The organism is Clostridium sp. 7_2_43FAA (assembly GCF_000158375.2).
Classification (GTDB): Bacteria; Bacillota; Clostridia; order Clostridiales; family Clostridiaceae; genus Clostridium; species Clostridium tertium.
This window is the reverse complement of the sequence record NZ_JH815222.1, coordinates 384,369-402,603: the sequence shown is the minus strand read 5'-3', so window position 1 is coordinate 402,603 and position 18,235 is coordinate 384,369. Positions and strand designations below refer to the sequence as shown.

The following is an 18,235-nucleotide window of genomic DNA, read 5'->3' as shown; positions in this document are numbered from 1 at the left end:
AAAAAAAGTAGATAATTAAAATAATTATCCACCTCCTTTTAAACTTTATTAACATAACTTGTATTTATATCTGTTGAATAAATGTAAATTCTTATAAGTCTATATTTATATTACTATAGGAATATAGTCATTATCTGTAAAAAGTTTCACTACTTACTCACTGAAACTTTATCACCATGACTATATCTAGAATCATGATTTATAGCTAAAAATAAGACTATAAATGCTATTGCAGTAAATAGCACTAAAGATTGTATATATGGCATAAAGTTATAACTCCCACTTTTCCAAAAATCAATAAATTCTCCACATATATAGGTTGTTGGAAATAAATATGCAACCTTCATTAATGGTTCTGGAAAATCCTTTGCTTGAACTCCAAACATTCCACTTAGTATCATTATTGCAAAATATAGTGTCATTGTTATGGCATAGGTTGGACCAAACTTTTTAAAAAATAAAGATATTCCATGAGCTAATGCAAAAAATATTGTAGCAAGAAAATATAATGAAACTATTAAAATCATAGCTGAACTAAAGGATGGAACTTGTACTTTTAATGCTGAAAATGATGCTATTACATAGATAATCAATGCTATTGTCATAAAAATTAAATAAGCTAAAACCTTAGAAACAATAAGTGTTTTTTCACTATATCCAAATAACCTAAACCTAAGAGGGATACTTTTTTCAAGCTCTTGTGAAAACGTTGCTGAATATCCTATAAATACAGTAGCTAATGGAATCATTAAGCTATTACTTATGAAAATACTAGTCATTATAACTTCTCTAAATTCTTCTGGAGCTTTTCCACCAATTATATTTCCTAAAAAAATAGACATAAATATTGGAAATATAACTCCAAATATTACTGCAAATATATTTCCTACTAAATTTCTAAACTCATATTTCACTAAATTATATCTAACTAATTTTGCTTTCAACTTTTTCACCTTCCTCTCTATAAATATCATTTTTATTCTTTGCATTAATACTCATTATTTCTATATCTGAATTACTTCTTTTAAAGCTTATATCTTTTTCAATTAGAAGCTTTGATACTTCTATTTCTTCCTCTATACTCAAACAAGAAATTGCTATTAAGTGCTTTGGTGATTTTATTTTTCTAAAATCCTTTATAATTTTAACATTTTCTTTTGTATTTGATAAAATTATTATTGATTTCCCACAATACTTTTTAAACAACTCTTCTTTATTTCCAAAATCAATAACTCTTCCTCTTTCTAATATTAATATTTTGTTAGTTAATTGCTCTAACTCTTCGTAATAGTGAGATACAATACAAATTGTTGTATTTTTATTTCTATACCATTCTTCAATTTTACTCATTAATTGTTGTCTTGTTTCAAAATCAAGTCCAGAAGTAACTTCATCAAAGAAAACTAAAGGTGTATCTTGAATTAAAACTAGTATTATTGTAAGCCTTTGCTTTTGTCCTCCAGAAAGTACACTATACTTTTTATTTAAACAATCATTAAAATTAAAGAAATTTATTAATTCTTGTAGCTTCTTATTCTTATTAATTCTTGTATCTAAAATAGCTTCTATTATATGCTTCACTGCCATCGTATCTACATAATTATTTCTTTGCATATGTGCAGACATTTGCTCTGGTTTTATATTTGTATTAATAGATCCATTATAGTTAATAAGTCCTAAAATTGATTTTACCAAAGTAGTCTTACCAGCACCATTTGAACCTATTATTCCAATTCTATCCCCTGCTTCAAATTTAATAGGAGATTTTATTAATAAAGCTACTTCTTTTCCATATTTCACTTCTAAATTATTTATAGTAATCATTATTGCTCCCCCTTTTCCCTAACTTCTATACTATAAGTATATTATCCTGGTATGAATTTCCTATGAATTTAATATGCAAATTTTCTGTAGCTTTAATTCATATTTAGATAAAACTTAATATAGCCTCTACTCCATTACTTATATTATTAATTTCTATCTTATATCCTAATAAGTTTGAATAATAATATGCTATATAAAGCCCTAAGCCATTCCCCCTACTTTCTGAATTACTTGATACAAAAGCATCAAATATATTAGGTAAAAGTTCTTCATCTATATGTGATCCGTAATTTATTATTTTTAAACTGTCATCACTTAATATTATTTTTATATCATTTTTTTCACTTGTGTAGTTAATAGCATTAGTAATCAAGTTATCTATAATTTTATACATCAAATGATAATCTGTATCTAAAGTAATGTTATTTATTTTGCTTTCTACATTAATGAATTTTTCTTTTATTTGAATTTCATGTTGATTTATTATTTCATCTATTAAATCCTTTATATCTATCATTTTTTTATTTAAATCTTTATTATTAAGATTTAATATTTCATCAATAATCTTCCTTATTGCTTGAAGTTGAACCTTAACCTTAGGTAAATGCTCTTTAGTATTTTTATATTTACCAACTTCATCTATCATACTTTCAATAAGTAAAAGTGAAGCTGCAACTGGTGTCTTTAATTGATGTGAAGATGCTCTTAAGAATACATCTTGCCTCTTATTTTCAGCAATTAATAATTTATTTTTTTCTTCTAAACTTTTAAAACTTTCATTCAATTTAATATAAAGTTCATTTAATGTATTACCTAAAACTGATATCTCATCTTCTCCCTTAATTTCAATAGGATAAACATTACTTATATTATTATTTTTCATAAACTCAGCATGATTCGCTAGCTTCTTTATCGGAATTATTATTTTTCTTGAAAAATAATATGTTGAAACTAATATTATCAATATAAGTACTGATACTATCATAGGTAAGCTTTGAAATACTATTGATGTGATTTCTTCTATTTTAGGTGTCATTACAGAAAGTAATGATAAAATAATGTCTTCATTACTAATTGTTATAGCGGAATAAAATGTATAATAATTTATACCATCAAAACTATTAAACTCATATATAATAGTATCATCAGAAACAACATTCATCTTGTATGATGACTCATTAAATGGATTCTTATTATTACTTTCAATAAATTTAAATTCCACAGGAAGTTCTTGAATAAAAGTATTTTTATTAAAACTTTTCTTTATAGTGTCAAAAAATTTACTTTCATAATTTTCAACTTCCTTGGCTTCATCAATATTTTTAGTGTAATATCTAACATCATCTAATAGATTTACTAAATCAATATCTTTTATAGTGATTCTAGATGTTCCAAAACTATTTGATGCATATATACTATTACCATCTGATGGTATTCTTACACTTACTGTTCCTGAAGGATTCGGTGAATATATATTATTATAATTTTTATCCTTAATATAATTTTCTTGAATTTTTTTTATAGATTGATAATGACTTTTACTTAAATGATCAATATATAATGAAGGTAACATAACTACAAAATAAATTATTATTAAAGTTACAATTCCTCCTGAAAGTATAAAACTATAGATGAATGTTTTTTTAGATAAATTCATCAAACGACCTCCTTATTAAACTGATACCCTACACCAATTACAGTTTTAATATAATTATGAGGTAACTTTTTTCTTAAGTTTTTAACATGAGCATCTATTATTCTGTCATTTGAGATATAATCTTCATTAAATATTTTCATTATTAATTGTTCTCTATTAAAGACTCTATTAGGCTCTTTCATTAATGTTTGTAATAATAAAAACTCACTTAGAGTTAAATTTAAACTTTGTCCATTATAATAGGCTTGATATGTTTTATCATCTATATAAAATTCATTATTATAATTATCTGATATTTTCTCAGTAAGACTTCTTCTTAAAACAGCTTCAATCCTCTTTAATAGTAATAAAGGTGAGAAAGGCTTAATAACATAATCATCCGTTTTCAAATTAAAAGCCTTAAGTTGTGTTTGTTCATCTCCAAGGGCTGTTAACATAATTGTTGCTATATTATTCTTGCTTTGATTTATATATTCAAGTACTTCTAACCCAGTAATTTTAGGAACCATTATATCTAAAATAGCTAAATTAAAATCCTCTTTCTTTAATTGCTCTATTGCTTCTTCACCATTACATACACAGGTAACTTCATATCCTTGCATCTTCATATATTCAGTTGTAACATCTAATATATTAGGTTCATCTTCTAAAAATAATATCTTAATCATATTCCCTCCGTGTATAAAATAAAATTTATATACAATCATTATACATTATATGGAATAATTCTTATAGGAAAATGCATATATTAAGTTCTCCTTAATTACACCTTCAACGTAGCTCGCCGTAACTTACATATATTTACTTGAAAAGTAAAGCAATTGAATCATCTATTTTTTTGTAAACTTTTATTACAAATCTTATATTTTTTAGCTTTTTGCTATCTAAGTAATAGATAAAAATCTCCTTTCAAAATCTATCAAAAGCAGTAAATTCAATACTTTAAAAAGATATAACGAAACGTGATACCCTTTGCAAATCAAAATATGGATAATATTAAATTTATTTCTTCTTATCTTAATGAACTAATAATTTTTATTAATCTCCTAATACTATAAAGGTAATATTATTTTAGGAGGGAAAAACTTATGAAAAATGATAATAAAAGAACTCATTCAAAAGAAAATGTTCTAAGAAATGGGACAAAAACTCAAAATCAACAAGCAAATAGTTCATATAACTTTACAGTTGAAGAACCAGCTCTTAATGAAAGTGGAGTTGAAGCCAAAAAAAGAGGCTTCTAAAAAAGCTGTCTTACGACAGCTTTTTTTTAATTGATAATGGACAATTAAGGAAAAAACTCCTTACGGAGTTTTTAAAATTCAATTTATTATATCTATAGACTTCATTTTCTTAAAATAATAAATTCCTAGTGGAATTGCTGCTGAAAGCCATGCAACTGGGTCAGCTAAACATATTCCTGTATATCCTATAAAACTAGGTAATGTGAAAGCAACAACTGCTCTTGCTATAAGCTCGAAAGCCCCTGCCATCATTGGCACAAAAGATTCTCCCATACCTTGAAGTGCATTTCTATATATAAATATTAGTCCTAATGGTATAAAGAATATAGCAGAATAGTTAAGACATTCTTGAGCATATGCTAAAATGCTTGCATCTGGATTTTCAATAAATAATCCTACGAAGAATTTACCTCCAAATACTAGTATAATACCTGCAATAATACTTGTAATTACAGATATTTCAGTACATTTCTTTACACCTTCTTTAATACGTATGTAATTTTTTGCTCCTAGGTTTTGTCCACAATATGTTGCCATAGTAACACCAAATGTTATAGCTGGTTGCATTACTATTTGTAATACTTTTGATGCTGCTGTATATGCTGCGATTGCTGAAGAGCCAAAAACATTTAAAGCTCCTTGAACAGTCATAATACCAATAGCTGTTATAGAAAATTGTAGGGCCATTGGTATTCCAATTTTTAAATGCTTTTTGTAAACTCTACTCTTAACTTTAAAGTCTTCCTTTTTCAATCTTAAAATCTTATATTTTTTATAAGTATAAATTATGCATAATAATCCTGAAACTCCTTGGGAAATAATTGTTGCCCATGCAGCTCCAGCTACTCCCATTGAAAAATTAACTATAAATACTATGTCTAAAACTATATTTAATATAGATGCAACTATTAAGAAATATAAAGGAGTTTTACTATCTCCTAGGGCCCTTAATATACCTGCTATTATATTGTAAACTACAGTAGCTATAGTTCCAGCATAAATTATTATTATATAAGCATTTGCATCATCTATTATATTATCTGGAGTATTCATTAAATGAAGCATAGGCTTTGCTAATAAAACACTTACTAAAGTAACTATACCTGTTGCTATTAATGCTAACACTAATGCACTTGCTACAGCCTTTTTCAAACCTTCTTCATCTTTTGCTCCAAATTTTTGAGATACTAAAACAGCAAATCCACTAGTTAAGCCAACAACAAAACCATTTATTAAAAATGACATAGACCCTGTAGATCCAACTGCTGCTAATGCATCTACCCCTATAAACCTACCGACTATGATAGTATCTACCATGCTATAAAATTGTTGAAATATATTTCCTATAAGTAGTGGTATTGAAAATAATAGTATTAATTTAACTGGATTTCCAGTCGTCATATCCTTTGTCATATTTCTTGCCATAACTTTACTAATCTCCTATAAATTTATTCTCGATTATATAGAATACCATCTTTCCTAAGAATTATAAAGCATTTTAAATTTTCTATATAAAATATTTCTTTTATAAACTTTTACATTATGTTAAGTAAATTAAAGTAAGTATTAACTCGATGAGCTAATACTTACTTTAATGCTTAAATATTAAATTATCTTCTACTTCTATGGCGTTTACTGCTTGAAGAACGTCTTCTACCGTTATTTGAGCTTGAATTTGAATTAACATTATTATTCATACCGCCACCATTCATAGCATTAAAAAGCATACCTAATGGATCCATTTGTGAGTTTCCATTATTATTCATATTGCTAGCATTATTATTTGAAGAAGCATTAGTTTGACTGCCTCCACCCATTAACATACTCATTAACTGGTTCATATCTATACTACCATTACCTGAGTTCCCTTGCTGAGCACCTGGATTTGCTCCATTCATTCCCAGTCCATTCATAATCGTTGCCAAAGGATCATTTGCATTATTACTTCTATCATTTCTACTATTGCCATTATTTCTATTATTAGCGTTGCCCATATTTTGATTTGGCATATTCATACCATTTCCGCCCATAAGCATACTTAACAATTGGTTCATACCATTTCCCTGACCATTCATTCCATTACCGGCACCATTCATGCCTCCCATTCCATTCATCAGCATAGATAACGGGTTATTATTGCCTCCATTCATTTGATTTTGGCCACCCATAGGTCCACCCATCATAGAACCTAATAGCATATTCATAAGTGGATTTCCTCCACCTAACCCTCCTAGTGGATTTCCACCTCCACCCATGTTAGGCATTCCGCCTCCCATAAGCCCTCTAAAAAGCATATCCATCATTTGCATATGGTTTTCTCCTATTAAATTATTGTTACTATATAAGTATTTATCTCTATAGCGTTTTGCTACATAAATATAAAATTTAATATTTAATTAATTAAATAATCTAAAAAATAAGAACAACATCTATGTTATATCTTTAAGTTAACATAGATGTTGTTCTCATTTTTATATTTTTCTAAGTCTAAATTCACTAATTAATATACTTTACTTTTATCTACTTCTATCCCTGAAATTTATATAGCTATTATACAGCTCATTTACTTCTTTTCTTTTACTATTAAAAAGCTCTCTTATTTGCATCCTATCATTTTCATTACTTGAAAATTTCATCTTATCTTCAATAAAGCCAGTTATTAAATAAAGATTTCTTATACTATAATCATTATGTTCTTTTGAAATATCTTCTTTCATTTGATTTATTAGTGAATCATATATTTCAACTAAGTATTTATGCATATCTTTAATTTTATATGGCAATATATATTTATTGGCAAGAAGTGTTAGTATCGCTCCTATAATAACAAATAGTACTCTATTAAATACCATCTGAGTAGTTCCTCCAACTATAGCTGCAGAGGCAACGGCAGATACTGTAACACAAATCATTTTTCCTCTATAGTTCTTTGTAAAAGGATCTAAATAACCTGCTAATAATATAATAGCACTTCTAGCAGTTTGATTCTTAACTAATCCAAAAGCTATTAATACTATTAATCCACCAATTAATGTTGCTTTAATTCTATCTTTAACCCTTGTATAAGAAACTTCTGAATAAGGTTGTATTAATGAAAATATAGTAAAGCTCATCCATCTACCTTCTGATAAATTAAGATATTGTGCTAAAAACACTGTAAATGCACCTACTATACCAAGTCTTATTGAATATCTAACCTTTGCTGAATCTATATTGAAATTTCTTTTTAAAACCGTTATTTTATGAAAATGATGTGGAATATCATAATCCTTTTTTACATAATCCTTTTCTTTTTTGCTTAATATATTTATTTCTCTAACTTCTCTTATAAGAATATTTATTAAATCTATAAATTCATTTATATAAGCTTTATCTATTTCATCATTGTATATATGATTTTTAAGAATTTCTATATTACTTGATTCAAAATCTCTATTTTTTATAATTATGACTTCATTATATACATCATCTAATAAGTCTTTATATATGTCTTTATTTTCTAATTCATTTATAGAATCTAATAAGATATTAATTCTCTCTAAAGCCCATAATATATCAGTGCTTATAGTTGCATCATTAGTTAAGTAATATTCATCTACTCTTTTATCAAATATTATACCTTTTAATGAATTTATTAACCCTATAATATTTATATTTTCCTCGTCAAAATTCCTATCTTCTTGTATTGCTTTAATTTTAAGTAAAATATTGTCACTAATACTATCTAATATTCTACTACCAGCTTTAAACACCTTATCCTTATTAAATATAAATTGAATCAACATTATAAAAACAGAGCCAAAAATTAATGATAAAAATCTATTAAACAGTACTTCTCCTTCTGCTGGATAAAATAACATGAAAAAGTATTGAAGTCCAAATGGTACTACTAGAGATCTTTTTAAATTATAACTAAACAAATATCCTATTATAAAAAGTGCTAAGAAGTTAACCAAAATACCTATCCATATATTTTGAATTGCTAAAAATGAAAAAAACAAAGTAAATAAATTTACTGTTAATATTTTTGTAAAGTTCTTAAAAGGTGCTGCTGTTAAATCTTTTTCCATAAATGTTAATGCAGTTGTTATTATTGTTACTCCTACTAAAGTGTTTCCTTCACCAAACAAAGACTTAAAAATAGTAACAAATAGAATTATAGATACAAATATTATTGTGTTTGTTATTATTTTTTTTCTCATAAGCATCCTCTCCTTTTTTACATACAATAAAAAATACTATCACAATAAAATACTAAATTCAATAACGTCTATTTTTTTAACTTTTCTTTAATATTCTCATTAGTAAAAATAATTATTACCTTCTATAAAAAAACATCTAACAATACCTTTTATAGTAAAACTCACGTCCCAATGATTTTATAAATTTCAGTAATATATAAAATAAAGAAGCTGTCGTAGACAGCTCCTTTAATATAAGATATAAATTTTTAAATATGCAATAGCTACTTTATCACTATATCTTCTTTCTATCGCTCTTTTTCTTAAGAAGAGCACTTGTATCTAATGATTCTTTCTTTGGAACTTCTTTCTCTAGATTTTTCTTTGATCTTTTGCTTCCTTTTTCTTTAATTATTTTTCCTTTGTTTTCATTTTCTTTATTTAAATTTTGCTCATCATCTTCAACACTTATTTTAGTGTTAATTTTATTTTTTCCCTTACTATTTTCTGGTGATATGATATTTTCTTTAATAGCTTTCTTTTCTTCTTTTATCTTAACTTCATTATTTTTTATAGAATTAGTATTTTTAGCTATTTTTTCTTTTTTAACTTTATCTTTTCTCTTCTTAAAGAATCTAACTAAATCTATATTTAATCTTCTATAAGCTATATCAAGCATAAATAATAAAATACTTATTACTATTAATGGAGTTGTTAAATTTATCTTTTTATATTCTCTTTGAAGCTTTCCTTCAAAAACTTCTTCTGGCTTGTTTATAAAACTTCCCTTTGTTTCTTTAACTACTACATCTAACTTTTCTCCATTAGTATTAAATTTATATTCATCTGAATATTGAAGAGCAAATGCTCCTTTATAATTATTTTTTACCTCTCCACTTTCCTCTTCTCTTATACTAAAATTATAAAATCCTAATGAGTCTAGTGGAATACTAGCTTCAAATTTTCCTGGTTCAACTTGGCTTAATTCGAATTCCCCTTCTTCGCCATTTTCTCCATTGTATATCCCTTTAACCTTTGCATCCTTAGATATCTTATCATTGTAAAATTCTACTTTTGCTTCATTTCCTTCTTGGCTAATATTAAGCTTTCCTTCTTCGCCATACTTTGGAATAGTAAAGTAAACCATATTTTTTATAAGTTGTGGTCCATACTCCCAAGCTAAATAGTTTTTACTCCATTGTCCACTAACATCTGATGTAAAACTTACTGTTCTCCCTATTCCATATTGCATAGCTGCAAGTATTGGTTCGTCATGATTAGAGCTTAATATTTCAACTGCATTTTCTTTTATAGATGTTCCTATATATCCAAGTAAACTTGGGATTCCATCTGATGTTCTTACTCCTGCTAATATTTCATGGTTACTTAATATCTTAGGAGTAAATTCTTCATTTATTATATATGTCCCTGCTGATAAAAGAACTTCCTTTGCAAATATTCTAGGAATATCAGTATATATATCTGTATAATAACTTCTTCCTTTTCCTATTGAAGCCAGTTGATTTAAAAGACCTGCATTAGCCCCTTCACCAACTGCCACTGTTGAAAGAGTAATATTATTATCAATAAAGTTTTGAAGAAGAGTAGCATAATTATCTAATCCATATCCATCTTGACCATCAGTTAATAATATTGTGTGCTTTATTTTAGCACTACTTTGCATTTGCATATTATAACCTTGTTCAAGAGCAGGATAAATTGATGTTCCTCCTCTTATTTGAATCCCTGAAATAAGTTCCTTTATAGCTTCTTTATCTCCAACCTTTTGCAATGGTACAACCTCATCATAAGTATCATCAAAGGCTATTACTGATATTTCATCTACTTCTCTTAAGTTTTCTAATGCCTTCATTGCAGCTTCCTTAGCTAAAGTTAACTTACTAACTCCACCACCTTCAGCACTCATACTACCTGATTTATCTATTATTAAGTTGATACTTATTGCAGGAACTTCATTTTTTCCTCTCTTATCCATATAAACAGGCAATACTTTTTCAAGTGAAGTATCTTTATATCCTCCAAGAGCATAAGAATCTTCACCGCCAAAAGTTATTAATCCACCACCATAGTCTTTTACATAAGCTTCTATATTATCCATAAAGCCATTGCTCAAATCATCTCTATGGACATCATTTAAAACTATTGATTTATATTCTAATAATTCATTTAAAGTACTTGGTGATGCACTTGGAGCTATTTTTTTAATATTAGCACCTGAATTTGATAATATTCCTTCTAAAGCTTCCGAATCGCCTTTAACTCCATTAATAAGAAGAATATTAGGCTTATCCATTACGTTTGTAAAAGTACTAAATTCATTATTAACTTTATTTGTATCTCCCTCTGCTTCTACTAAAACTCTATAGCCCTTAAATCCACCTGAGCTTTGCTTATCTTTAAATACAAAGGAGTTCTTTCCTTTTTGTATTTGTACCTGCTGCTCACCTACTTTATTTCTTCCTGAAAATAATGTAAGCTTTGCCTTTGTTGCATAATTTGATTTTATATCAATAGAAACCGAAAACTCCTCTCCTACTGATATATTATCTGGTACCTTAACATTATCAACGTAAATTTCTTCGCCTTTTTCTCCTGTAATTTTATATACTTTAAAATCTATTTTTTGTTCATTTATTAATGGTGTAGACTTTAATATATCACCTTGATTTTCTTCACCATCGGTTATTAAGACTATTCTTTTAGACCCACCTCTTTCAAATAATCCTAAAGCACTTTCTACTGCTTCTTGAATATTTGTTGCTGTAACCACTGGCTTTTCGTCTATAGATTTATATTCCTTTTTCTTATTTAGAACTTTATCAATTTTTGAATTATCTCCAAATAAAACTACTCCAGCTTTATTTCCTCTTGGCATTGACTCTATAGCTGTAGATATAAAATCTTTCCCTGATTCTTCAAAGTCACTTGCACTCTCTGATACATCCAATAAGAATACAGTTGATATATTTCTACCTTTTAAATTTATAGTTATATTTCCAAATGCTAATATTAAAAGCGTAAAAACTACTATTCTACTTATAAATATTGCAATTTCATTTTTACTCCATGGTTTATATTTTTTAAAGCTATAATACATAAAGGCAAAAATTATTGGAATCAATATTAAAAAGTATAAATTTCCTATTTCTATTTTCATCTCTTCTTTGCCTCCTAATTTCCTCTCTTATACATAATCCATTCAAAAGCTACTACTGAAATAGCTAATATTACAAGTAATGGAGAAAGATTTAAACCTCTTTTCAAATCAGCCTTTGCATCACTTATATTTTCACTTTCACCAATATTATTTATATTAGTGTTACTTTCCTTTTCTGATGGAAAGTTAACTGAAAATAATTCTTTTTCTTCTAAAACATTTAGCTTATAAATCCCAAGTTCACTCTCTTCTTTTATCTCATCACCTGATTTTATTTCTAATGTATTTCCACTTGGATATGTTAAAGTAATATTATTATCTAAGGATACACCTTTAGCTATTATTTTTTCTCCAGCTTTAAAGTTGCTTTTATACACCATTCCACTTGATATTAAATTTTCTCCTAATTCATACATTAATACAGGAAATTCCTTTTTAAGTGCAAAATCACTATTGTGAAGATCAAAAGATAAAGCAGCTATTTTTCTTCCATCAACTTCTCCCTTAAAACCTATATAATTATCATCTATATTTAAAAAACCTCTTCCGTAATAAGGAATTTCTATTGCATTATACTTAGCAGCAGTAAATGTTGTATCTTCTAAGTACTTTGAAAGTTCTCCTATAACAGCTTTAGCCTCTCCCCCTTCGCCACCTGAAACAACATTAAAGAATTCATTTGAAGCTGGATTAATAAATAGTATGCTTCCTTTCGATGGCATTATATCAGGAGTAATATTATCAAATACATATAAATCATATGCATCTGCACTTGTTAAGTTTGATGCATCATTAGTCTTATATACTTCTATATTTTCAATACTACCAAAGGCTCTTTCTAAAAATACATTTTGTTCTGTAACTATAAGAACCTTATTTACCTTTTTCTTTCCTACAACATGGCTATAAGTGTTGTCCCCTAAAATCATATCTTTTCTAGATAATTCTCCCTTTAAGACTTCACCATTTATTTTAGGTAAATCAAAAGTTAATGTTTTATTTTCTCCTTCTTGTAATTGCAAGCTTTCAACAGCAGCAAGTTCTTCTCCATCATAAAGCGAAAAATCTCCTTCATAAACTCCTGTTCCTCTATTTGTTATAGTTGCTATAACTCTTACCTTATCCTCTAGGAATTTATGAGATACATTGTCTACAGATGCATTTACCCCTGAATTTGCTAATGATACAACCTTTCCATTTACATCACCTAACGAAAGTTCTTTATCTGTAAAAGCTATAACTTCATATTCTTCTTCAATTCCTTGGCCTATTGCCTTTATAAATGATAAAGTATCATTTATATCTCCAGTATTATAGCTTTGAGATATTGAATCAATTATTTCATTAGAAACTTCTTTATTAAAATCTCCATTTTGAAGTAAGTTACTACTTCCATCAAAGCTTATTATAAAAGTATTAGTATCATCCTTTGTTGATTGTAAAAACTCCTTAGCAAGGGCTTTGCTTTCATCAAGCCTAGTATTATTTCCATATTCAGCACTCATGCTTGCAGTATTATCTAATACTAAAATAATATTTTTATAACTTTTACCTCCAAAGTTTAAAAAAGGTCTCATTAAACTAAAAATAAGTAAAAGTAATATTATTATTTGTAAAAGTAACATAATATTTTTTCTTAGCTTTTCCCATGGAGTATTCGCTCTAGTATTTTTATAAACTTCATTCCACAAAAGTGTTGAAGATATAACCTCTTCTTTATACTTTCTTTTTAATATATAAAGCATTATTAAAAGAGGAATTGTTATTAATAAGAATAAGGGCCATAAATTTGTAAATCCCATAACATAATCCTCCTAATACAATACTCTTTTCTTGCTAAACTCACCTAATATTATCTCTTCTATTTCCATAGATGAATTTACACTTATAAATTTACCACCATATTTTCTTGTAATATCCTCAATAGATTTTTTATAAGATTTTAAAGTATTTTTATACTCTTTTATCAAACTTGGAGTTAAGCTCATTTTTACATTTTCTCCTGTTTCGCTATCTATAAAGGTAATTTCATTATTAAACTCTGGATCAATTTCTTCATTTGATAATATTTGAACTAGTATTATATCTTGCTTTTTAAAAGCTAAATACTTAAGAGCATCTTCTAAATCTTTTAATCCATCATTATTTAAAAAATCAGATATCACTACAGATACACCTCTAGGAGTTAATGGTCTCTTTTTTATACTACTTGTAAGATCTGTTTTACCATCAAATTCAATATTTTCTAACTCTTTTAATATCCTTTGAAAGGCTTTGTTTCCAGCTGCTGATTTTATACTTTGTATATCACCATTATCCATAGTACTTATATTTACTCTATCTAGATTATTTAAGGCAATATAGCTTAGAGCAGCAACAACTTTCAATGCTGTATCTTTTTTGTTTTCATTTCCATAATCCATTGACTTACTTTTATCAACAAAGAAATTAAAAACACCTTCTCTTTCTTCCATAAAAACCTTTATAAAAAACTTATCAAATCTACCATATGCATTCCAATCTATTCGTCTAAAATCATCTCCTGGAGCATATTCTCTATAATCAGAAAACTCTACAGAAACTCCTTTTGCTTTTGACTTTCTTCCTCCTTGTGTTCCTGAGGAAAGCTTAAAATTTATATTCATATTTATTTTATTTAGCTTTTTAAAAAAGTCCTCATTAAATATCCTTTCACTCATTTTTTACACAACCTTTAAATCTTCTAGTATCTTATCTATAATACTTTCTTCTGTTAAACCTTCTGTTATAGCATCAAAATTTAGTATTATTCTGTGCCTTAAAACTGGATAAGCTAAAGCCTTAATATCGTCAAATGATACATTTAATCTACCTTCCATAACAGCTCTTACTTTTGCCCCGCTAATAATACCTTGTGCAGCTCTTGGACTTGCTCCTGCCTCTACATATCTCTTAACAAACTCTGAAGCTTCTGGAATTTCTGGATGAGTTGCTAATATAAGCTTTAATGCAAATTCTTTAACTGCTTCTGCAAGTTTTATTTCTCTAATTGCTTCTCTTATCTTTAATATTTCATCACCTTCAAGTACAGCATCAATTTGAACTTTATTATTAGTTAATGTTAAATCCATAATTTCTTTAAGCTCTTGAAGATTTGGAAAATCTACATTTAACTTAAATAAGAATCTATCTAATTGTGCTTCTGGAAGTGGATATGTTCCTTCTTGTTCTATTGGATTTTGAGTTGCAAGCACCATAAATGGTTTTGCCATTTCATAAGTTGTCTTACCAACTGTTACTGTTTTTTCTCCCATAGCTTCAAGTAAAGCAGATTGAGTTTTAGGAGTTGCTCTATTTATTTCATCTGCTAATAGTAAATTTGTAAATACAGGTCCTTTTTCAAATTTAAATAAAGTTTTATCATTTTCTTTAACTACTATATTTGTTCCAACTACATCTGCTGGCATCAAGTCTGGTGTAAACTGTATTCTAGAAAAACTTAAGTTTAATACCTTTCCAATTGTCTTTACTAATTGAGTTTTTCCCATTCCAGGCATACCTTCTAAAAGCACATTACCATCTGCAAAAATAGCAATTAAAACATTTCTGATTATATCTTTTTGTCCTATTATCCCTTTTGATATTTCTTCTTCGCATATTCTTATTTTCTCTGAAACTTCTATAATTTCTTTTTCACTTATTTCCATCTTTCTCACCTCTTAGTTTAATCCTTCAAAATAATCCTTTATAAGATCTTTTAAACTTTCTGGAAGATTACTATTATTTGCACCTTCTAATGCACTGTTAGTATAATCTCCTATTACCTTATCGTAATTTATTTTATTTCCATCTAAATTAAATCCATTTTCAGTTTCTATAGTTTGGGAATTTCCCTCTTGATTTTTATTTCCAGTTAGATTTTCATCATTTCCTACTTCTCTTCCAGGGATATATATTTGCTCCCCTCCTTTATTTTCTAAATCATTTTCTGTACCTTCATTACTTCCCATATTCCAGCCAGTTCCACTTCCATTTCCGCTTCCGTTTCCACTTCCACTACCTGATCCATTTCCTTCGCCTTGTCCTTCGCCCTCTCCTTGACCTTGACCTTCGCCTTCACCTTCGCCTTCTCCTTCTTTATCTCCAGGCTTCTTTCCACTACTATTATTTTGTGAATTTTGAATAGCCTCCTTTAAACTTTCTGCATCAAGCTTTCCATCTAAAACTGAATTTGAAGCTTCACTTAAGGCCTCTGAAAGATTTTCATCGCTTACACTATTAGCAGCATTTGCAAGAGCTTTTGATAAATTATTCAGCTCACTACTGCTCATATTTCCCAGGGATTTTTTTAAGTATCCTAAAGCCTTTTCTAATTTTTCTTTATCCTTAGACAATATTGCATCTGCAATCTCTTTACCTTCCTTCTTTTTCATAAGCTCATTAGTCAATTTATTTAAGTCTTTCTTTGCGCCTTCTTCTTTATCTTTATTAAACTCATCTAATAAATTCTTCTGAGTCTTTTCTATAGCAGATTTACTTTTATCATTCTTTGCTTCATTCTTTTTATCTTCTAGCTTCTTTTCCATTCTTTCTAAAGTTTTATTTACATCAAGCTTCTTTTCGCTTTCCTTTAACTCCTTCTTTGCATCTTCTAATATCTTTTTTATAGCTTCTTTTTCTTCTTCAGTTAATTCTTCTGATTTTTCAACTAACTTCTTTTCTTCTTCGATTTTTTTAATAAATTCCTGTTGATATTTATTAAATTCTCTAATTGAATTAGCTTCTTTTTTAGCTGAAGTATCTATAAATGAAGTCATAAAACACATTATTATTAATCCTAAAACCATAAATATTTGCTTTTTATCTACAGTTATTTTTAAATTATCTTTTATCCTAAAATTTTTAATAAAAGATACAGTATCTTTCTTTTGAGCAATTGAAATATTATCTTCTTCATTTATTAATTCTAAAGATGTTGTAACTCTTTCATTTAATCCTTTTGAATCAACTATTAAAGCAACACTTTTTTTACCAGGTGCTTTTATAAATCCATATATTATTATTGAAATTAATCCTAAAGCTAAAACACTAAGAGAAACTTCTTCTACATATGGAAATGTTATAAATAAAGATATTAATAATAAGCATAAGATTAAGCATAGTAGGTATTTTAAACCTACTATGCTCAAGTTTATTATGAAGTTCGCCCTAATTCTTTTTGATGCCTTTTTTATAAAGGTTAATATTTCATTATTTAAAGAATTCATAGCTTTACTCCTTTACTTTATTCTTTGTCTTAATCTTTACCTTCTTATTTCTTTTTCTATTTAGTGGATTTAACCTTCTAGCTGCTAAATATAAGAATATAAAAGTTAATATTCCTTGAATTCCTATAGAAATATATTCAGCATATTTTGAAATTCCTATTTCTGTAAGCATATAAAGAAAATCATTTCCAAGTCCTACTTGATTTGAAAGCATGCTTCCAAAACCAACTGCTGGGCTTAAGTATACTATAGGTGATATTGTTGGAGGTGTAGTAATTGGACCTCCACTTAACCTCAACATAGTAATAATAAAAATTACATAAGCTATAACTATAGTACCTACAAATATAAATAATACTATTGCATAGGTTAAAGCTGTTGCAACTTTTGATGTCTTAGCATATGTTGAAACAAATACTCCTATTGCCCCAACAAATATTGTATTAATAATAAATGATAATATAAGCACTAATATATTACTTATTTTCACTCCACCAATTAAAGCACAAATTGCATATAAAGGTATCGTACATACTATTAACATTATTACCTTAAGTGATGATGCTAATAGCTTACCAATTATTATTTGAAATGGACTTAATCTAGTTGATAGCAGTATATCTAATGTTTGCTTTTCTCTTTCTGAACATATTGAAGTTGCTGTTAATGATGGTACTATAAACATTAAAAGTACAGCTTGAGCAAATGCCATACCTATATAAAGTATTATTGAGCCTTGCATATTCAATCCACTTGCATAAATCTCATTACTATAAATATTGTAAAATAATAATGTTCCTGCTGATAAAATAGCTATATAAATAAGCAACATAATTGTAAATCTAGGCGTTCTTACAGTTAATCTGCTCTCATTTCTTAAAACTGGATTCAATCTCATTTTAACT

At 27.4% G+C, this 18,235-nt stretch carries 14 protein-coding genes; 1 reads left to right on the top strand and 13 read right to left on the bottom strand.

Going from position 1 to position 18,235, the window contains the following annotated elements:
• Positions 1–149: 149 nt before the first annotated feature.
• From CSBG_RS03470 to CSBG_RS03455, 4 genes are all read right to left on the bottom strand, one after another.
• A complete protein-coding gene (locus CSBG_RS03470; protein WP_035284968.1) occupies positions 150–944 on the bottom strand; it encodes an ABC transporter permease in 795 nt (264 codons plus the stop codon).
• Positions 925–1,824 (bottom strand): ABC transporter ATP-binding protein, encoded by a 900-nt coding sequence (locus CSBG_RS03465; RefSeq protein ID WP_008677118.1) that lies wholly within the window; start codon positions 1,822–1,824, stop codon positions 925–927. Before CSBG_RS03465 ends, CSBG_RS03470 begins: the two co-directional genes overlap by 20 nt.
• Positions 1,825–1,927: 103 nt before the next feature.
• Positions 1,928–3,481: a HAMP domain-containing sensor histidine kinase gene (locus CSBG_RS03460; protein ID WP_008677117.1), complete on the bottom strand. Its 1,554-nt coding sequence runs from the start codon at positions 3,479–3,481 to the stop codon at positions 1,928–1,930.
• The gene (locus CSBG_RS03455) at positions 3,481–4,149 is read right to left on the bottom strand and encodes a response regulator transcription factor (protein ID WP_008677116.1); all 669 of its coding nucleotides are present in this window, start codon (positions 4,147–4,149) and stop codon (positions 3,481–3,483) included. The genes CSBG_RS03460 and CSBG_RS03455 overlap by 1 nt, the downstream gene beginning before the upstream one ends.
• Before the next feature lie 420 nt (positions 4,150–4,569).
• Between CSBG_RS03455 and CSBG_RS18450 the strand changes: the two genes are divergently transcribed.
• On the top strand, positions 4,570–4,725 hold the full coding sequence (locus CSBG_RS18450; RefSeq protein ID WP_008677115.1) for a hypothetical protein: 156 nt from the start codon (positions 4,570–4,572) through the stop codon (positions 4,723–4,725).
• A 78-nt stretch (positions 4,726–4,803) separates the two neighbouring features.
• Here the strand turns inward: CSBG_RS18450 and CSBG_RS03450 are convergent, their stop codons facing one another.
• The 9 genes from CSBG_RS03450 to CSBG_RS03410 all read right to left on the bottom strand — a co-directional run bounded on the left by CSBG_RS03450 (position 4,804) and on the right by CSBG_RS03410 (position 18,228).
• Positions 4,804–6,138, bottom strand: coding sequence for an MATE family efflux transporter (locus tag CSBG_RS03450; RefSeq protein ID WP_035285616.1), 1,335 nt, complete (start codon positions 6,136–6,138; stop codon positions 4,804–4,806).
• A 197-nt stretch (positions 6,139–6,335) separates the two neighbouring features.
• A complete protein-coding gene (locus CSBG_RS17650) occupies positions 6,336–7,034 on the bottom strand; it encodes a hypothetical protein (protein ID WP_008677113.1) in 699 nt (232 codons plus the stop codon).
• 207 nt (positions 7,035–7,241) lie between these two features.
• Positions 7,242–8,927: an FUSC family protein gene (locus CSBG_RS03440; RefSeq protein WP_008677112.1), complete on the bottom strand. Its 1,686-nt coding sequence runs from the start codon at positions 8,925–8,927 to the stop codon at positions 7,242–7,244.
• Positions 8,928–9,201: 274 nt separating this feature from the next.
• Entirely contained in the window at positions 9,202–12,084 is a 2,883-nt protein-coding gene (locus CSBG_RS03435) for a VWA domain-containing protein (RefSeq protein ID WP_008677111.1), read from the bottom strand.
• A 14-nt stretch (positions 12,085–12,098) separates the two neighbouring features.
• On the bottom strand, positions 12,099–13,886 hold the full coding sequence (locus CSBG_RS03430; protein WP_008677110.1) for a BatA and WFA domain-containing protein: 1,788 nt from the start codon (positions 13,884–13,886) through the stop codon (positions 12,099–12,101).
• 12 nt (positions 13,887–13,898) lie between these two features.
• Complete coding sequence (locus tag CSBG_RS03425) at positions 13,899–14,783, bottom strand: DUF58 domain-containing protein (RefSeq protein ID WP_008677109.1); 885 nt, start codon at positions 14,781–14,783, stop codon at positions 13,899–13,901.
• Positions 14,784–14,786: 3 nt separating this feature from the next.
• Positions 14,787–15,770: a MoxR family ATPase gene (locus CSBG_RS03420; protein WP_008677106.1), complete on the bottom strand. Its 984-nt coding sequence runs from the start codon at positions 15,768–15,770 to the stop codon at positions 14,787–14,789.
• A gap of 12 nt (positions 15,771–15,782) precedes the next feature.
• Positions 15,783–17,330: a hypothetical protein gene (locus CSBG_RS03415; RefSeq protein WP_008677104.1), complete on the bottom strand. Its 1,548-nt coding sequence runs from the start codon at positions 17,328–17,330 to the stop codon at positions 15,783–15,785.
• Between the two features lie 4 nt (positions 17,331–17,334).
• The gene (locus CSBG_RS03410) at positions 17,335–18,228 is read right to left on the bottom strand and encodes an ABC transporter permease subunit (protein WP_008677102.1); all 894 of its coding nucleotides are present in this window, start codon (positions 18,226–18,228) and stop codon (positions 17,335–17,337) included.
• Between the last annotated feature and the right edge of the window lie 7 nt (positions 18,229–18,235).